The organism is Sandaracinus amylolyticus (assembly GCF_000737325.1).
Lineage (GTDB): Bacteria > Myxococcota_A > Polyangia > Polyangiales > Sandaracinaceae > Sandaracinus > Sandaracinus amylolyticus.
Window position 1 is genome coordinate 3,638,888 of record NZ_CP011125.1, and the last position, 16,311, is coordinate 3,655,198.

The following is a 16,311-nucleotide window of genomic DNA, read 5'->3' on the forward strand; positions in this document are numbered from 1 at the left end:
CTCGAGTGTCGTGCGCTACGGAATTCGTAGCGCGTATGCTCACGAGCCCCCGCCCCTCGCCGAAGCCTCTCCCGCGCGCGGCCCCTGCCGCCGAATCCTCAGAACCCGACGCGCCGCATCACGAAGCGCGGCAGGCGCCGGATCACGCCCATGATCGGCCCCCACGCCACCGGCGCGTAGACCTCGGGCGTGCCGCGATCGATCGCGCGCATCACGCGCGCCGCGACGTCCTCGGGCTCACCGGCGAACGGCGGCGGCTTCAGCCCCGCCGTCATCCCGGTCTTCACGAAGCCCGGCTTCACCGTCACCACGCGCAACCCCTCGGCGTGGTGCTTGTGATCCATCGCCTCGAGATACCGCGTGAGCCCCGCCTTCGCCGCGCCGTAGAGCGCGACCGGCTTGCGCCCGCGCTCGCCCGCGACCGAGCTGAACACGCACAGCGTGCCGCCGCCGCGCGCGAGCAGACGACGCTTCGCTTCCTCGCAGAACAGCACGGTGTTCGTGAAGTCGATCGTCAGGAGCCGCTGCGTCAGCTTCGGATCGCTCTCGAGGTCCGCCTGCGCCGCGAACATCGCCGCGGTCACCACCACCACGTCGAGCCCGCCGAGCTTGCGCTCCGCCTCCTCGAGCGCGCCCGCGAACGTCTCCGGCTTCTCGAGATCACAACGCGACCATCCGATCGATCCCGAGCGCACGCCCGCGCGGATCTCGAGGTCCGCCACGCTGCGCGCGAGCTCGTCGTCGCCGATGCCGAGCACGTGCAGTCGATCGCCACGCGCCGCCATCCGTCGCGCCAGCGCGCGCCCCATGCCGCTCGTCGCGCCCAGCACCACGACGCGCTTCGGTCCGCGCGCTCCTTGATCCATCGCCATCTCTCGTTCCTTCAGGGCTTGTCGCCGAACAGACGAACGGACTGCGCGCTGCGGATGCGCTGCTCGGGATCCCACTTCGCGCGGATCTCCTGGAACTTCGGCAGGCGCGGCTCCATCGCGCGGAAGTGCTCGGGGCGGGTGAACTGATCCTTCGTCAGGTAGATGCGCCCGCCCTCGCGCAGCACGAACTCGTTGAGCGCGTCCACGAGCTGCTGCGTGTCGTCGCGCACCGGGATGTCGAGCGCGATCGACGTGCCGGGCATCGGGAACGAGAGGATGCCCTTGCCCTCGGGCCCGCAATTCTTGATCACGCAGAGCATCGACGCGCCGCCGCGGGACGTGAGGATCTCGAGGAGGCGACGCGGCGCGCTCGGGCCCGCCGAGTCCGGGAGCACGCACTGGTACTGGGTGAACCCGCGCGCGCCGTACATCCGGTTCCAGTGCCGGATCATGTCGAGCGGATAGAAGAACGTCTCCCAGTGCACGATGCCGTGCATCTCGCGCGGCAGGTGCTTCCAGTAGTACGCCGTGTTGAACGCGCGGACCGACCAGCGATCCACCGTCCACGACGGCAGCTCGAACGGCATCGTCACGCGCGGCAGCGGCTTCGGGAAGCGCTTCGGCGCGACGTCCGCCGACGCGAAGTCGCCCGCCATCAGCGTGCCGCGGCCCATGTTCTTCCCGCGCGTCAGCAGGTCGATCCAGCCCATCGTCGCAGGCAGGCGATGCGACGCGTCCTTGAGGCGCGCGATGAACTCGTCGATGTCGTCGACGCGGCGGCTCTCCTGGAGGATCCACGCGGTCGGGATGCGCATCATCCGCACCTCGACCTCGAGGATGTGCCCGGTGAGGCCCATGCCGCCGATCGTCGCGCGGAAGAGATCCTGGTGCTGCTCGTCGCTGCACCACAGCACGCGACCGTCCGCGACGCGCATCTTGAGCCGCGTGACGTGCTCGCCGAAGCAGCCACGCACGTGGTGCTCCTTGCCGTGCACGTCGCTCGCGACCATCCCGCCGAGCGTGACGAACTGCGTGCCCGGCGTGACCGGCACGAACCATCCGCGCGGCAGGAAGATGCGGTTCAGCGCGAGCAGCGAGAGCCCCGCCTCGGCGCGCATCAGGCCCGTCTCCTCGTCGAACGCGAGGAGCCGATCGGCGAGCGTCGTGTTGACGACCTCGCCCACGCTCGCAGGCGGGAGCGAGCTGTCGCCGTACGAGCGACCGAGGCCTCGGCTGAGCACTGCGCGCTCGGTCACGCGCTCCAGGTTCTCCGAGCGGAGCTCGCGCCCCGGCACGCCGATCCCGCCCCAGCCCTCGATCATCGAGACGCCGCTCCCGTTGCCGTTCCGCATCGGCACCGGGACTAGCGCTGCGCCGTATCGCCGTCCAGCACGCGGTCGTGAGCGCACGCGGGTGGGGCGCGAGCCGTCCGTCCGGTGAGGTGAGCGGTCAGCGCTTCCGGCGCACGCGCTCGAGCAACATCGCGCGGAGCGCGGCGGCCGCGGGAGGAAGGCGATCGAGCCCGCGGTGCACGATGCGCAGCGGCCGCGCGATCGGGGTGCGCCGGTCGTCGACGATCACGAGGCGCCCGCGCGCGACGTCGTCTTCGACCGCGTGTCGGCTCACGAGGGCGACGCCCACGCCGGCGCGCACGTTCTCCTTCACCGCAGCGATCGATCCGAGCTCCATCACGATGCGCGCGTCGGGGAAGCTCTTCTCGACGAGCTGTCGCGTGGTCGCGCCCGGACGGAACGTCACGAACGGCGCGCTCAGCGGATCGCACGTCCCGGGCGCGGCGATGAGCACGAGCTCGTCGGTCATCCAGCGCTCGCCGCCCTTGGTCGTCACGATCGCGAGATCGAGGTGCCCGCGCGCGAGCCCGTCGAGCGCCTCGTCGGTCGTGGACTCGCGCAGCACGAACGTGATGCCCGGGTGCGCGCGCCGGAACGCGGCGACGATCGGCGGCAACAGGTACGTGCACACCGTCGCGCCCGCGCCGAGCCGCACCTCGCCGGCCTCGAGCCCCTCGATCTCGCGCGCGGCGCGGCGACCGTCCTCGAAGGCCGCGATCGTCGCGCGGGCGCGCGGCAGGAACGCGGTGCCCGACGCGGTCAGCGTCGCGCCGTGTCGTCCGCGCGAGAGCAGTCGAGCGCCCACGCGCTCCTCGAGCCGTCGGATCGACGCGCTGAGCGCGGGCTGCGTGAGGTGCGCGTGCCGCGCGGCCTCGGTGAAGGTCCCGTGCTCCGCGATCAGGAGGAAGTGGGCGAGCTCGTCGATCATCAGCGTTCTTTATCGTAAGCCCAGAATCTATCGATTGGATGTATCGACCGCTCACGCCCACCGTGAGCGTCGATGGACACTCTCGATGCGATTCTCCTGGTGCTCGGAGGGATCGGCGCGGGCGCGCTCTCGACGATCGCGGGCATGGGCGGCGGCGTGCTGCTCGTCGTCACGATGTCGCTCGCGCTCGGGCCGCACGCGGCGCTCGCGACCACCGCGCCCGCGCTGCTCGCCGGCAACCTCCACCGCTCGTGGCTCTATCGCCACGCGATCGATCGCGGCGTGGCGATCACGTTCCTCGTCGGCGCGCTCCCCGGCGCGCTCGTCGGCGGGCTCGTCTCGGCGCGCCTGCCCGACGTCGCGATCCAGGTGCTGCTCGTGATGGTCACCGCGCTCGCGCTCGCACGCGCTGCCGGGATGCTCGAGTGGAAGCCCTCGGCGCGCGCGTACCTGCCGTTCGCGTTCGGCGCGGGGATGGTCGCCGCGGGATCGGGCGCGGGCATCCTGGTGTCGCCGCTGCTCGTCGCGGGTGGGCTCGCGGGCGAGGCGCTGATCGCGACGTCGTCGGCGGTCGCCGCGACGATGCACGTCGGGCGCATCACCGGCTACGGGCTCGCGGGCTTGTTCGGTGGCGCCGCCCTCGCGGTCTCGCTCGCGCTGGGCAGCGGCATCCTCGCGGGCAACGTGCTCGGCGGTCGGATGCGCGCGCGCATCGGCGATGCGTGGTGCATGCGGCTCACCCACCTCGTGCTGGTGGTGTCGCTGATCGCGGCCGTGATCGGGATCGTGCGCTGATCGGATAGGCTCGTGAGCGCATGCGGCACTTCGCAGTGATCGGTCTGCGAACGAGCAAACACCTCGTGCTCGCGCTCTCGATCGCGCTCGGCGTCACGTCGAGCGTGCCCGCGCAGGACGCGTGCGAGCCCGCGTACCCCGACGTGTGCATCCCGCCCGCGCCGCCCGATCTCGACTGCGGCGACGTCGAGGAGCGCGGCTTCCGCGTGCTCGATCCCGATCCGCACCGCTTCGATCGCGATCACGACGGGATCGGCTGCGAGCCCTGATCGAGCATCAGATCGGCGTAGACGAATCCGTCGCGCTCCACGACCTCGCCCGCGCGCACCGGCAGCGCGCGCCGGAGCATCGGGCCCGCGGACACGAACGTGTGGGTCTCGCCGTTCTCGCCGCACGGATCGACGCCCTCGGGCAGCGCGTCGAGCAGCGCGTGATCGAGCACGCGCCCTGCGAGCTCGCGCGGCACCTTGCGCGGATCGAGCGTGACGATGTGCGCGCGCACGCCCGCGCTCACCATGTCGCGCGCGAGCTGCGCGGTGGGCACGCCCCAGAGCGGGAAGACCGGCGTGATGCCGGTGCCAGCGAGGCGGCTCTCGCGATAGCGGCGCACGTCCTCGAGGAAGAGATCGCCGAAGATCACGTGGGTCACGCCCGCGCTGCGCGCGACGTCGAGCGCGGCGCGCATGCGCGCCTCGTAGTCGTCGTTGGAGCAGGGCCAGGGCAGCGGAACGACGTGCACCGGAAGGCCCGTGGCTTCGGCCTGTGCGATCAGGAGATCACGACGCACGCCGTGCATCGCGACGCGATCGAAGTGCTCGTTGGTGGTCGTCAGCAGCCCGACGACGTCGAGCTCACCCGAAGCCTGCGCCACGTGCAGCGCCCACGCGGCGTCCTTGCCACTCGACCAGCTCACCCATGCCTTCGGCCTCATGGGCGCAAGACTGTCGAAAGATCGGCTCGCCCGCAGGTCGTATCGTCCGCGCGCTCCGCGCGCTCCCGTCCGGCCCCGCGGGACGAGCACTCCGGCAGACGATCGGCTCGCCCGCAGGTCCTATCGTCCGCGCGCTCCGCGCGCTCCCGTCCGGCCCCGCGGGACGAGCACTCCGGCAGACGATCGGCTCGCCCGCAGGTCCTATCGTCCGCGCGCTCCGCGCGCTCCCGTCCGGCCCCGCGGGACGAGCACTCCGGCATGGACTCACTCTGTCCTGACCGAGATCTGCAGCGCGAACGAGCGCCCCGGGAGCGGGCGCAGCAGCGCGTCGCGTCCACGCGCGTCGAACACGTCGCGCACGATCACGTCCGCGCGCAGCGCGCCTTCCCACATCGAGAGCGACGCGCCCACGCCGAAGCGCGCGACCTCGGGGATCGGCACGTCGTTCTCGGGCGTGTCGTACGTCTCGCCGACGTACTCACCGTCGATCCACGCGCTCACCGATGCGAGCGGCGCGGGCAGATCGAACGTCGCGTCGAGGCGCGCGTAGCCCGTGAAGCGCGGCCGGAAGGGCAGGGCACGCGCGAGCGAGCGATCCTGCGACTCCACCCACGTGAGCGCCGACGCGAGCCCGACGACGCGCTCGAAGCGCACGTTCGTGCTCGCTTCGATCCCCGCGGTCCACGCCTCGGCGACGTTCTGCGGCGTCCACTGGTTCGCGTCGGTCCGCACGTACCGGATCAGATCGCGCATCCACAGCCCGAACCCGCGCAGCTCCGCGAAGCCCTCGAGCCCCGCGATGCGTCCCCGTGCGACCACGCCGAGATCGCCGCCGGTCGACTCCTCGGGACGCAGCGAGGTGTTGCCCGAGATCAGCGCGCCGTCGCCGAAGAGATCGACGAACGACGGCGCGCGCACGCCGGTCGAGAACGAGCCCGCGAGCGCGATGCCGGGCACCAGCTCGAGCGCCGCGCCGAGCCGCGCGGTGGGCAGCGCGTCGAGGCGCGAGGTGCGCAGGTGCTCGCTCCCGGCGCGGATCTCGGCGAGCGCGGAGTCGATCACCTCGATGCGTGCCGAGGGCCGCAGCTCCCAGCGCATGGTGCGATCGATGCGCCCGTGCACGCGCGCCTCGAGCGCGGCGACGCCGGAGTCGCGCCGTGACGAGCCGAGCGCGGTGCGCGCGAGCGCGTCCTCGGGCGCGAAGGTCTCGTGCGCGCCCATCACGACGAGCGTGGTGTCGATCCACTCCGCGAGACGCAGCGTGCCCGCCGCGCGCAGCGACGAGCGCGTCACGGTCTGATCGGTCTCGCGACGCACTTGTCCGTACTGCGCGTAGGGATCGCTCAGCGAGCGCCGATCGAGCGCGATCGACGCGACGAGCTGGAGGCGCCACGCCGCGAGATCGGCTTGCTCGGGAGGACGTCCTCCCTCGAGCCACTCGCTCGCCACCGCGAACAGCGTGCGCAGGTGACGGCGGCGCGCGGCCGACGTGGGCGTCCAGCGCGTGACCGGCGGCGGGATTCCTCCCGTGCGTGCGAGCCCGAGGCCGATGAACGAGAGCGTCGCGTCGCCGGCGCGCAGCCGTGCGTGCATCAGCCCCGCGCCCTCGAGGAGCTGCGCGTTGGTCTGGGTGCGCGGCTCGATGCCGCCCGGCTCGAGCGGTCGCGTGTCGATCGTGATCGGGTACGCGCCGCCCGAGTGCGTGAGGCCGAGCGTGGTCGCCCACGAGAACGACGCGCCGTCGACGCTCGCGCCGAGCCGGCCCTGCGCGAGATCGAACGAGCCGCCACCGCCCACCGCCTCGAGGCGCGTGCCGCGCGCGCGACGTGGAACGAGCCGCAGCACGCCACCGATCGCGCCCGCGCCGAGCCACACCGGCGCGCCTCCGCGATGCACCTCGACGCGCTCGAAGAGCCACGGCGGCAGCGTCGAGAGATCGACCGCGCTCCCGTCCGCGGTGGAGAGCGGCACGTCCCCGATCATCACGGTCGTGTGCTCGGCCTCGGCGCCGCGCAGCGAGAGCGACGTGAACCCGCCGTACCCCGCGCTGCGACGTCGGCGCGCGCCCGGGACCTCGAGCAGCACCTCGTCGGTGGTCTCGAGCGCGCGCGGACGATCCTCGAGCTCGATCGTCGTCGCGCTCGAGGTCGGATCGAGCTCGCTGCCCGCCGCGATCGGCCGCTCGATCTCGGCACGCGCGCCGAATTGTGCGCGCGCCGGCGCGCTCGCGCAGAGCACGACGACGAGCGCGCACCATGCGAACGCTGCGCGCATCTCAGCGCGACGCGCCGAGGCCCGCAGCGCTGCGCGCCCGCCGCTCGGCGCTGCGCGCCTCGCTGCGCCGACCTTCTTCTTCGTAGGTGCGCACGAGGCGCGCCCAGTCCTCGGGCGTCGCATCGCCGCTCTCGGTGCGCTGCTCGAGGCGCGCCGCGACGTCGTGGCCCTCGGGCTCCCAGAACCGCACCACGTACGCGAGCGCGTCGGGCGCGCCGGTCGCGTTCGGATCGTCGGCGACGATCGGCGCGAGGAACGTCGACCCGAAGAACGACGCGCCGATCAGTACGAGCAGTCGATCCGTGAGGCGACGCTGCGCCCACGCGATCCACACGAGCGCGAGCAGCGCGAGCACGAAGAGCGGCACCATCGAGCGCGTGCCCCACAGCTCGTCGCCGAGCTGCTGCGCGATCCAGCTCCCGGCGTTGTACGGCGCGAAGTCGTGGCGCACGAGCCAGCGCACGAGCTGCGGCACCGGTCGCGTGAACGCTTCGGGCAGGTGCGGGTAGTAGATGCTCGGTCCGCCCGACGCGAGGAACGCCGCGCCGGTCGCGCCGACGACGAGCGCACCGGTCACGCGCGGGAGCGAGCGCGCCATCCACGCCCCGCCCTCGAGCGCGCCCCACGCGACGAAGGGCAGCGCGAGCGCGAGATAGCGCGGCCCGACGGTCCACCCGCCGCGCCAGTTGTTCATGAAGCAGATGAGGCCCCACGTGCCGAGCGGGATCGCGAGCGCGACGATCGCGTCGATGCGCGTGCGACGCCGCGCGAGCAGCCGCGGGAACCCGAAGAACGCGAGCAGCAGCACCGGCGTGAGCGGGAAGAGCCCGTAGCCGAGATCGAAGAGCAGACCGCCCGCCGCGTCGCTCGAGAACTCGCTCGCGCCGAAGAAGCCTTCGTTCGCGAGCTCGCGGAACGCAGCGTGCTCGAGGTAGCGGTGTCCGGGCGTCAGCGGGTCCCCGAACGCGCGCCAGTGGAAGTGCAGCACCGCGAGCGTCGGCAGGATCGCGCCGAGCGCGAAGGGCACCAGTCGATGCCACGGCCGCACGCAGATCAGCGCGTAGACGCACAGCACCGCGGTGGCGACGAAGCCGGGATACTCGAGCGCGGTGCACATCGCGGCGAGGAGCCCCGCGAGCCACGCACCGCCGAACGAGATGCGCTGCGCGTGACGCGCGCGCTCGAGCAGCATGAACGCGCCGAACGCAGCGGCCGCGCTCGTCGCGTGCGACACGAACATCGTCGCGTACGCGAGCAGCAGCGAGCCGAGCGCGACCGAGAGGAACACTCCGTCGCGCACCACGGGTGGCGCGCCACGTCGCGCCAACCAGCGATGGAAGAAGAAGAGGAACACCAGCATCGGCAGCGCCGACGCGGTCATGCGCACGACCCAGAGCGCGGTGGTGCGATCGAGCGGCGCCTCGCGCAGATCGCACCAGCGCCGATAGAGCCAGTACCCGGGCACGCCCATGAGGCTCGTGCCCGGCGCCTTCACGCTGTAGACGTGCCCTTCGTAGAGCGCGGCGTCGTTCACCCAGCCCCAGCGCGCGCGGATCGCGTCGATCGCGTACGTGCCCTCGTCCACGATCGCGGCGGTCATGAAGAACCGCACGTTCTCGTTGGGGTTGTTGACCTCGGGCTGGTACGGGAACGCGTAGAGGTAGACCGCGGCGCAGATCGCGATCGCGGCCCAGGTGCGAGCGTGCGACGGGGGCGGCGGCGGGGTGCGACGCGAGACCATCCGGGAACGGCGCGCAGACTAGCAGACCGAGGGAATCGCACTCGTTGACGCACGCGACGCGCGCAACCTAGGCTCCCCGCGTGCAGCTCGGCACGCACGAATGCATGCCGCCCCACGGCCGTGACAGCGGTGCCCCGCACGGCGGCGCGCGCGGGGGCTCGCTGCGCGCGATCCCGCCGCGTGGTGGACGCACCGTCGCGATCACCGGCGCGTGCTCGTTCCTCGGGCGCAACCTGATCGGCGTGCTCGAGGAGGACGACACGATCGCGCGCATCGTGGTGCTCGACATCGCGACACCACGCACCGCGGGGCGCAAGACGCGCTCGTACCGCGTCGATCTCACGCAGCCGACCGCGGCTGCGCGCGCCTCCGAGATCCTGCGCGCCGAGCAGGTCGACGTGCTCGTCCACCTCGCGTTCCTGTCGAGCCCGACGACCGCCGAAGGATGGGCGCACGAGCTCGAGAGCGTCGGCACGATGCACCTGCTCGTGGCGGCTCGCGAAGCAGGCGTTCCGCGCATCGTCGCGGCGTCGCAGACGATGCTCTACGGGCCGCACCGATCGAACCCGAACTTCTTGTTCGAGGGCGCGTCGCTGCGCGGCATCGAGGGCTGTCGATTCCTCTCCGACAAGATCGACGCGGAGGCGCAGCTCACGCGCTTCGCGAGCGAGACCGGCGCGCGCGTGACGATCGTCCGGCTCGCGCCGGTGCTCGGTCCGACGGTGCGCAGCTGGCTGACGCGGTGGCTCTCGCGACGCTTCGTACCGACGCTGCTCGGGTTCGATCCGCTCGTGCAGCTGCTCCACGAGGCCGACGCGATCGCGGCGCTGAAGACCGCGATCGACGTCGACGTGCCGGGCACGTTCAACGTCGCAGGGGAGGGCGTCCTCCCGATCACGACGATCATCAAGCTCGCGGGGCGCATCGGGACGCCGCTGCCGGGCCCGCTGCTGCGTCGCGCGACGGCGCTGCTGTGGATGAGCGGCATGAACGAGGCCCCCGCGCCCTTCGTCGACTACCTGCGATATCTCTGCGTCGCCGACACGACGCAGGCGCGCGACGCGCTGGGCTTCGAGCCCGCGTACACGACGCGCGAGGCCGTGCTCGACTTCGGCGGCGCGCTGCGCCTGCGCGAGGCGAGGCTGATCCGCGAGGCGATCGCGTGAGCGACGACGACGAGCTCGAGCGCCCGCGGCGGCCGTTCGTGGCCCCGAAGCAGCAGAAGGCGCGCGGGAAGACGAAGAAGCCCTCGAAGGCGAAGCCGGAGGTGCGTCGCGCATCGCAGGAGGCGAAGCCCGCCGTGCGTCGCACGATCTCGCCCGAGTCGAAAGCCGCGCCGAGCGCGCGTCGCGCATCGTCGCGCCCGGCATCGTCGCGCCCGGCATCGTCGCGCCCTGCGATCTCGGGCCCTGTGGAGAGCGCGCCCGAGAAGCGCCGCGTCTCGACGCGCCCCGCCGCGGACGCGCCGGAGAAGCGCCGCGCCTCGGCGCGCCCCGCCTCGAGCGAGGGCGACGCGGGTCGCGCGACGACGAGCGCGCCCGACGCTCGTCGCACCTCCTCGCGCTCCGCCGCGAGCGAGCCGCCCCGGCGCAAGTCGACGCGCCCCGAGCGCCCGGCGCCCGAGCGCGAGTCGACGGCGGACGTATCGAAGCCTCGTCGCGCGTCGGCTCGCCCTGCGCGCATCGACGATCGCGTCATCGCACCGAAGCCCGCGCCGCCCGTTCCCGAGCCCGCGAACGAAGCGCCCACGCCCACCGAGCGCGTCGCCCGCCCCTCGGTACGTCGCTCCACGCTCCCGCTCCCGCCCGCGATCCCCAACGCGGACACCCGCGCTCCGCGCTCGACGCCCCAGCCCGCGCCCCCGGTGCGCCTCGAGCCGAGCTCGCCCGGCACCCTCGCGGCGCCGCGTCCGGAGCGCGTCCGCCCGGCCGCTCGCGCGACCCTGCCGCTGCGCGCCTCGCAGCCGCCGCTCGCGGGCGCAGAGGAAGAAGCCGCGACCGTCGAGTCGATCCCCGCGACCCCCGACGCCGCGATCGCGTCACCCGACCCGTCTCCGCTCCCTCAGCCCGAGCCCAACCCGGACCCCGACCGCGACTCCGTCGAAGACGATCTCTACGCGATCGAGCAGACCCTCGATCGCTTCCTCGACGACGCAGCCTCCACCGACGATCGCGCCGCGCGCCGCCGCGCTGTCGAGGCCTTCGCCCAGGTCGCCGCGCACCTCGGCGGGACGACCGACACGCCGGACGCGCCCGGCCTCGCGCGCGAGCTCCTGCGCCCCGGCTACTACGTGCGCCAGTGGGGCCGCCTCGGCCTGCGCGACCGGAGCGACGACATCGACGAGCTCGGCCTCGATCGCACCTACGAAACGCGCTTCCTGCCGCTCTTCGATCGCATCTACCGCAGCTGGTTCCGCGTGCTCGCGCGCGGCCTCGATCACGTGCCCGAGAGCGGCCGCTGCCTCGTCGTCGCGAACCACGGCGGCGCGCTGCCGTGGGACGGCCTGATGCTGCGCACCGCGATGCGCCTCGATCATCCGTCGCGCCGCGAGCTGCGCTGGCTCGCCGAGGACTTCGTCGCGCACGCGCCGTTCCTGGGCGCGTTCGTGAACCGCGTCGGCGCCGTGCGCGCGTGCCCCGAGAACGCGGAGCGCATGCTCGCGCGCGACATGCTCGTCGCGGTCTTCCCCGAGGGCGAGAAGGGCCTCGGCAAGCCCTTCGGCAAAAGGTATGAGCTCCAACGATTCGGCCGCGGCGGCTACGTGAAGCTCGCGCTCCGCACCCGCACGCCGATCGTCCCGACCGCGATCGTCGGCAGCGAGGAAGCGCACCCGCTGCTCTTCCGCACCGGCGCGCTCGCGCGCCTCGTCGGCCTCCCGTTCCTGCCGATCACGCCCACGTTCCCGTGGCTCGGCCCGGTCGGGCTCGTCCCGCTCCCGAGCCGCTGGGTGATCCTCTGCGGCGAGCCGATCCACCTCGACGACGCGGACCCCGACGACCCGATCGCCGTCGCGCACCTCAACGATCGCGTCCGAGGTGCGGTGCAGGATCTCGTGCGTCGCGCCCTCGATCTCCGAGAGCGCCCGTTCTGATTGCGCCGGTCGTCCGATCAGATCTTCCGGAACACGCCGACGACGACGCCCAGGATCTGCGTCTCGCGCCACTCGCTCTTCGGCACGAGGATTGGCGCGATCGACGCGTTCGCCGGCTCGAGCCGGATGTGCGTCGACTCCGGGTAGAAGTACTTGCAGGTCGCTTCGTCGCCGACCATCGCGATCACGATCGTCCCGCGCGCGGCCTGCGCCTGCTTGCGCACGAAGACGTAGTCGCCGTCGTGGATGCCGGCCTCGATCATCGACTCGCCCTGGATGCGCAGGCCGAACACGTCACCGCCGCGCGCACCGCGCCCGAGCAGCATCCGATCGATGCGCACCGTGTCGCCGCCGTGGTGCTCGATCGCCTCGATCGGGAGGCCCGCTGCGACGCGACCGAGGATCGGGATCTCGATCATGTCGTCGTTCGCGGCCTCGGCCTCGCGCGTCGTCTCGACGTCGACGAGCTCGTGCTCCTCGCGCGTGCTCGAGATGCTCGACGCGCCACGTCCCACGATGCGCAGCGTCGTGTCGGTCGGACGCAGCGTGCGCGACTTCATGTCCTCGCGCGTGAGATAGCCCTTCCGCTCGAGCGCGCGGAGGTGATCGTTCACGCCGTTCGTGCTGCGGATGCCGAGCTTCAGCCCGATCTCGCGAAGCGTCGGCGGGTACCCGCGGTCCTGGATCGACTCGCAGATGTACTCGAGCACCATCCGCTGACGATCGGTGAGCTTGTTCATCGAGGGCCTCCACTGCCCGCGCGCTGTTCACCTGGGCAGGTGCGACAAACGATTACGTGACGCCTGTGCACCCGTCAAGATTTTCGCATCAACCGGAGGGCTCGCTGGCGGAGGCCCGGACGGGAGCGTGCGGAGCACGCGGACGGGAGGGCCGGAGCGGGCGAGCCGATTTTCGCATCGCACCCGACGCAATTCGAGAACGAGAGTCAGATCGCGCGCCGCGCTCGCGCGTCCGAGGCCGTCCATGCGCCGATCGCTGCTCGCCTCGCTCGCCGCGCTCCTGGTCACGTTCGCCGCGCAGGGACGCGCCCACGCGATCGGCGTGCTGCTCCCGACACGCCCCGAGATCGAGCCCCTCGCGATCCGACATCACCGAGTGTCGATCAGCGTGCGCGAGCGGATCGCGGAGACGCGCGTCGAGCAGGTGTTCCTCAACCAGTCGGGCGAGACCCTCGAGGCGACGTACGTCTTCCCGCTCCCGCCGGGCGCGACGGTGAGCGGCTTCACGATGTGGGTCGACGGCCGGCCGCAGCGCGGCGAGCTCCTCGAGTCGGCGCAGGCGCGCGCGGTGTACGAGCAGATCGTCGCGCGCATGCGCGATCCCGGCCTCGTCGAGCAGATCGGCGGCAACCTGTTCCGCGCGCGCGTCTTCCCGATCGCGCCGAACAGCGAGCAGCGCATCGAGCTGCGCTTCACGCAGACGCTCGAGTACCACGGCGGCGTCGTGCACTACCGCTATCCGCTGCGCACCGCGGGGCGCGCGGCGCGCACGCTCGAGGACCTCACGATCACCGCGGAGATCGTCTCGCGCACGCCGGTGCGCGCCGTCTACTCGCCGACCCACGCGCTCGCGATCGCGCGCGAGGGCGACCAGCGCGCGCTCGCGTCCTACGAAGGCCATCGCGTCGCGCTCGATCAGGACTTCGACCTCTACTACGCGGTCGCGGACGGAGACGTCGGGCTCTCGCTGCTGTCGCACCGCGCAGGCGGAGACGACGGCTACTTCCTCGCGATGATCGCGCCGCGCACCGCGCTCACCGAGCACGAGCTCGCGAGCAAGGAAGTGATCTTCGTCTTCGACACGTCGGGCTCGATGACCGGCGACAAGATCGCGCGCGCCCGGGCCGCGCTCGATCACATGCTCGCGCGTCTCGGCCCGAACGATCGCTTCCAGGTCGTGCGCTTCTCGACCGACGTCGAGCTGCTCTTCGATCGCGGCGCGTCGATGCCCGCGACCCCGGCGAACGTCGCGTCGGCGCGACGCTTCGCGAGCCGCTTCGTCGCCGCGGGCGGCACCGCGATCCACGGCGCGCTCGACGAGGCGCTGCGCACCCGCGCGCCCACGACCGCGACTCCGCGCATGATCGTGTTCCTCACCGACGGCATGCCGACCGTCGGCGAGACCGATCCTGCGACGATCGTGCGCGAGGTGACGGCGCGCACCACGGCGACCACGGGCGCGAGCACGCGGCTCTTCGTGTTCGGCGTCGGCGACGACGTGAACACCACGTTCCTCGACGCGCTCGCGGTCGGCAGCGGCGGCACGTCGGACTACGTGCGCGGCGAGGACGGCGCCGAGCTCCAGCAGCGGCTCTCGACGTTGTACGACCGCATCGCGTACCCGGTGCTCGCGGACCTTCACCTCTCGCTGCCCGGCGCGTCCGCGTTCGACGTGTACCCGCGCGATCTCGGGCACCTCTATCGCGGCGATCAGCTGCTCGTGGTCGGGCGGTATCGCGGGGAGGGCGCCGTGCAGGTGGTGCTCGAAGGACGTGTCGGCGGCGCGACGCCGCTGCGGCTCGAGTTCCCGGTCACGATGCCGAGCGCCGAGACGCGCAACGACTTCCTGCCGCGCGTGTGGGCGACGCGGAAGGTCGCGACGTTGCTCGACGAGATCCGTCTGAACGGCGAGCGGCCCGAGCTGCGCGAGGAGGTCGTGCGCCTCGCGCGACAGTTCGGGCTGGTCACGCCGTACACGAGCTATCTCGTCGCGGAGGACGTGGAGATCCCCCGCGGCATCGCGCCGGTGCCCGACGCGCGCCCGCTGCGCCCGATGGACGAGCCCGCACCGGTCAGCGAGGCGCAGGCCGACTTCGAGCGCTTCGCCGACGCGACGGCCGCGCGCGCACCCCAGACGACGAGCTCGGGCGGCGGCGGCGGCGGCGGCGGCGGCGCGGCGTCGATGGCGCCCGAAGGCGGACGCGGCGAGAGCGGCCGTCGTCTCTCGGCGCGCCTGCGTGATCTGCGTGGCGCGGAGCAGGCCGCGGCGCTCGCGGCGCAGGACGCGCGGTTCGTGCTCGGTCGCGCGTTCGTGCGTCGCGACGGGATGTGGGTCGACTCGCGCTATCGCGCGGGGCGGCGCGAGCTGCGGATGCGCTGGGGCAGCGAGGGCTACTTCGCGCTGCTGCGCGCACGACCCGAGCTCGGCCCGGCGCTCGCGCTCGGGGATCGCGTGACGATCGCGATCGACGCTGCGCGCGTGATCGTGATCGACCCGAGCGCGCCCGAGCGCATCAGCGAGACCGACGTCAGCGCGTTCCTGGAGTGAGCCGGAGCGCGGGAGGAAGAGCATGAGAGAGAGACGATGGTGCGGCGCTCCACTCGCAGCCGCGGCGGCGCTCCTGGTCGCGGGCGCGATGGGCGCGGGATGCGGCGCGCCGAGCCGCGGCTACGCGAGCTCGGCCGACACGACGGCGACGACGTACGGCAGCGGCGGCGGGGTCGGATACGACGACGTCTGGCGAGAACGATCTGCGGCGTCGTTCGACGCGTACGGCAGCACGGACAGCTCCGGCGCGTCGGTCGCGTCGTCGGACGAGGGTGAGCCCGAGGAGCGATCGATCGAGGTCCACGCGCAGTCGGCCACCGCGCGCCGTGCGCCCGCCGCGCAGCCCTCGTCCGATCACGTCGCGGCGGCGCGCACCGAAGAGCGGCCGATGATCGCGCAGGCGGCCCCGCGTCCGACGCCGCCGACCGCGAGCACCACGCCGCGCGAGCAGGCCCAGGCGCAAGCCGCGCAGACCGCGACCGACGCCGTCGACACCTCGGGCCCGCTGCTCATCTACACCGCGGTCATGCACCTCGCGGTCTACGAGGTCGCGGAGAGCCAGGAGCGCATCGTCGCCGCGGCGCGCGAGCTCGGCGGGTTCGTGTTCACGCAGGCCGACGATCGCCTCGTGGTGCGCGTGCCCGCGCCGCGCTTCCACGCGCTGATCGAGCACGTCGAGCAAGCGGGCGACGTCGAGCACCGCGAGGTGCAGGCGCAGGACGTGAGCGAGGAGTTCCACGACGTCGACATCCGCATCCGCAACCTCGAGGCGATGCGCCGTCGCGTCGAGACGCTGCTCGCGCAGGCGCAGACCGTCGAGGACGCGCTGCAGGTCGAGCAGCAGCTGCAGCGCATCACCGAGGAGCTCGAGCGCCTGCGCGGCCGCCAGCGCTTCCTCGCGGATCGCATCGCGTTCTCGACGATCACCGTGCTCTTCCGGTCGCGCCCGCGCGAGCTCGTGGGCCAGCCCGACATCTTCCAGCTTCCCTTCGCGTGGCTCGATCAGCTCGGCCTCGCGACCCTCCTGGACCTGCGATGA

Annotated in this window: 13 protein-coding genes; 6 read left to right on the forward strand and 7 right to left on the reverse strand. The window is 72.6% G+C overall.

Annotated elements, in window-relative coordinates; genetic code table 11:
* Positions 1 to 98: 98 nt before the first annotated feature.
* The 3 genes from DB32_RS15335 to DB32_RS15345 all read right to left on the reverse strand — a co-directional run bounded on the left by DB32_RS15335 (position 99) and on the right by DB32_RS15345 (position 3,152).
* Positions 99 to 866 (reverse strand): SDR family NAD(P)-dependent oxidoreductase, encoded by a 768-nt coding sequence (locus DB32_RS15335; protein WP_169791456.1) that lies wholly within the window; start codon positions 864 to 866, stop codon positions 99 to 101.
* A gap of 17 nt (positions 867 to 883) precedes the next feature.
* On the reverse strand, positions 884 to 2,224 hold the full coding sequence (locus DB32_RS15340) for an FAD-binding oxidoreductase (RefSeq protein ID WP_157069065.1): 1,341 nt from the start codon (positions 2,222 to 2,224) through the stop codon (positions 884 to 886).
* Between the two features lie 97 nt (positions 2,225 to 2,321).
* On the reverse strand, positions 2,322 to 3,152 hold the full coding sequence (locus DB32_RS15345) for a LysR family transcriptional regulator (RefSeq protein WP_053233209.1): 831 nt from the start codon (positions 3,150 to 3,152) through the stop codon (positions 2,322 to 2,324).
* 72 nt (positions 3,153 to 3,224) lie between these two features.
* Between DB32_RS15345 and DB32_RS15350 the strand changes: the two genes are divergently transcribed.
* Both DB32_RS15350 and DB32_RS49075 read left to right on the forward strand, forming a co-directional pair.
* On the forward strand, positions 3,225 to 3,947 hold the full coding sequence (locus tag DB32_RS15350; RefSeq protein ID WP_053233210.1) for a sulfite exporter TauE/SafE family protein: 723 nt from the start codon (positions 3,225 to 3,227) through the stop codon (positions 3,945 to 3,947).
* A 20-nt stretch (positions 3,948 to 3,967) separates the two neighbouring features.
* The gene (locus tag DB32_RS49075) at positions 3,968 to 4,216 is read left to right on the forward strand and encodes an excalibur calcium-binding domain-containing protein (protein ID WP_053233211.1); all 249 of its coding nucleotides are present in this window, start codon (positions 3,968 to 3,970) and stop codon (positions 4,214 to 4,216) included.
* Here DB32_RS49075 and DB32_RS15360 read toward each other — a convergent pair.
* The 3 genes from DB32_RS15360 to DB32_RS48240 form a co-directional block, all read right to left on the reverse strand.
* A complete protein-coding gene (locus DB32_RS15360; RefSeq protein ID WP_053233212.1) occupies positions 4,189 to 4,878 on the reverse strand; it encodes a Dph6-related ATP pyrophosphatase in 690 nt (229 codons plus the stop codon). The two genes, DB32_RS49075 and DB32_RS15360, sit on opposite strands and share 28 nt — an antisense overlap.
* Positions 4,879 to 5,142: 264 nt before the next feature.
* Entirely contained in the window at positions 5,143 to 7,152 is a 2,010-nt protein-coding gene (locus tag DB32_RS15365; protein WP_053233213.1) for a TonB-dependent receptor plug domain-containing protein, read from the reverse strand.
* Position 7,153: 1 nt separating this feature from the next.
* Positions 7,154 to 8,893, reverse strand: coding sequence for a hypothetical protein (locus tag DB32_RS48240; protein ID WP_053233214.1), 1,740 nt, complete (start codon positions 8,891 to 8,893; stop codon positions 7,154 to 7,156).
* An 80-nt stretch (positions 8,894 to 8,973) separates the two neighbouring features.
* Here DB32_RS48240 and DB32_RS15375 point away from each other — a divergent pair, with 80 nt between their 5' ends.
* Complete coding sequence (locus tag DB32_RS15375; protein WP_053233215.1) at positions 8,974 to 10,059, forward strand: NAD-dependent epimerase/dehydratase family protein; 1,086 nt, start codon at positions 8,974 to 8,976, stop codon at positions 10,057 to 10,059.
* Positions 10,056 to 11,984, forward strand: coding sequence for a lysophospholipid acyltransferase family protein (locus DB32_RS15380; RefSeq protein ID WP_053233216.1), 1,929 nt, complete (start codon positions 10,056 to 10,058; stop codon positions 11,982 to 11,984). Before DB32_RS15375 ends, DB32_RS15380 begins: the two co-directional genes overlap by 4 nt.
* A gap of 17 nt (positions 11,985 to 12,001) precedes the next feature.
* On the opposite strand, the gene lexA is transcribed toward DB32_RS15380, so the two are convergent.
* Positions 12,002 to 12,724: a transcriptional repressor LexA gene (lexA, locus tag DB32_RS15385; RefSeq protein ID WP_053233217.1), complete on the reverse strand. Its 723-nt coding sequence runs from the start codon at positions 12,722 to 12,724 to the stop codon at positions 12,002 to 12,004.
* A 244-nt stretch (positions 12,725 to 12,968) separates the two neighbouring features.
* Between lexA and DB32_RS15390 the strand changes: the two genes are divergently transcribed.
* The gene (locus DB32_RS15390; protein WP_053233218.1) at positions 12,969 to 15,272 is read left to right on the forward strand and encodes a VIT domain-containing protein; all 2,304 of its coding nucleotides are present in this window, start codon (positions 12,969 to 12,971) and stop codon (positions 15,270 to 15,272) included.
* A 22-nt stretch (positions 15,273 to 15,294) separates the two neighbouring features.
* Complete coding sequence (locus DB32_RS15395) at positions 15,295 to 16,311, forward strand: DUF4349 domain-containing protein (RefSeq protein ID WP_083457407.1); 1,017 nt, start codon at positions 15,295 to 15,297, stop codon at positions 16,309 to 16,311.

Excerpts from the sequence above, each read along its gene's own strand:
- DB32_RS15335 (WP_169791456.1), bottom strand. The coding sequence starts at position 866 with ATGGATCAAGGAGCGCGCGGACCGAAGCGCGTCGTGGTGCTGGGCGCG.
- DB32_RS15340 (WP_157069065.1), bottom strand. The coding sequence starts at position 2,224 with ATGCGGAACGGCAACGGGAGCGGCGTCTCGATGATCGAGGGCTGGGGC.
- DB32_RS15345 (WP_053233209.1), bottom strand. The coding sequence starts at position 3,152 with ATGATCGACGAGCTCGCCCACTTCCTCCTGATCGCGGAGCACGGGACC.
- DB32_RS15350 (WP_053233210.1), top strand. The coding sequence starts at position 3,225 with ATGGACACTCTCGATGCGATTCTCCTGGTGCTCGGAGGGATCGGCGCG.
- DB32_RS49075 (WP_053233211.1), top strand. The coding sequence starts at position 3,968 with ATGCGGCACTTCGCAGTGATCGGTCTGCGAACGAGCAAACACCTCGTG.
- DB32_RS15360 (WP_053233212.1), bottom strand. The coding sequence starts at position 4,878 with ATGAGGCCGAAGGCATGGGTGAGCTGGTCGAGTGGCAAGGACGCCGCG.
- DB32_RS15365 (WP_053233213.1), bottom strand. The coding sequence starts at position 7,152 with ATGCGCGCAGCGTTCGCATGGTGCGCGCTCGTCGTCGTGCTCTGCGCG.
- DB32_RS48240 (WP_053233214.1), bottom strand. The coding sequence starts at position 8,893 with ATGGTCTCGCGTCGCACCCCGCCGCCGCCCCCGTCGCACGCTCGCACC.
- lexA (WP_053233217.1), bottom strand. The coding sequence starts at position 12,724 with ATGAACAAGCTCACCGATCGTCAGCGGATGGTGCTCGAGTACATCTGC.
- DB32_RS15390 (WP_053233218.1), top strand. The coding sequence starts at position 12,969 with ATGCGCCGATCGCTGCTCGCCTCGCTCGCCGCGCTCCTGGTCACGTTC.
- DB32_RS15395 (WP_083457407.1), top strand. The coding sequence starts at position 15,295 with ATGAGAGAGAGACGATGGTGCGGCGCTCCACTCGCAGCCGCGGCGGCG.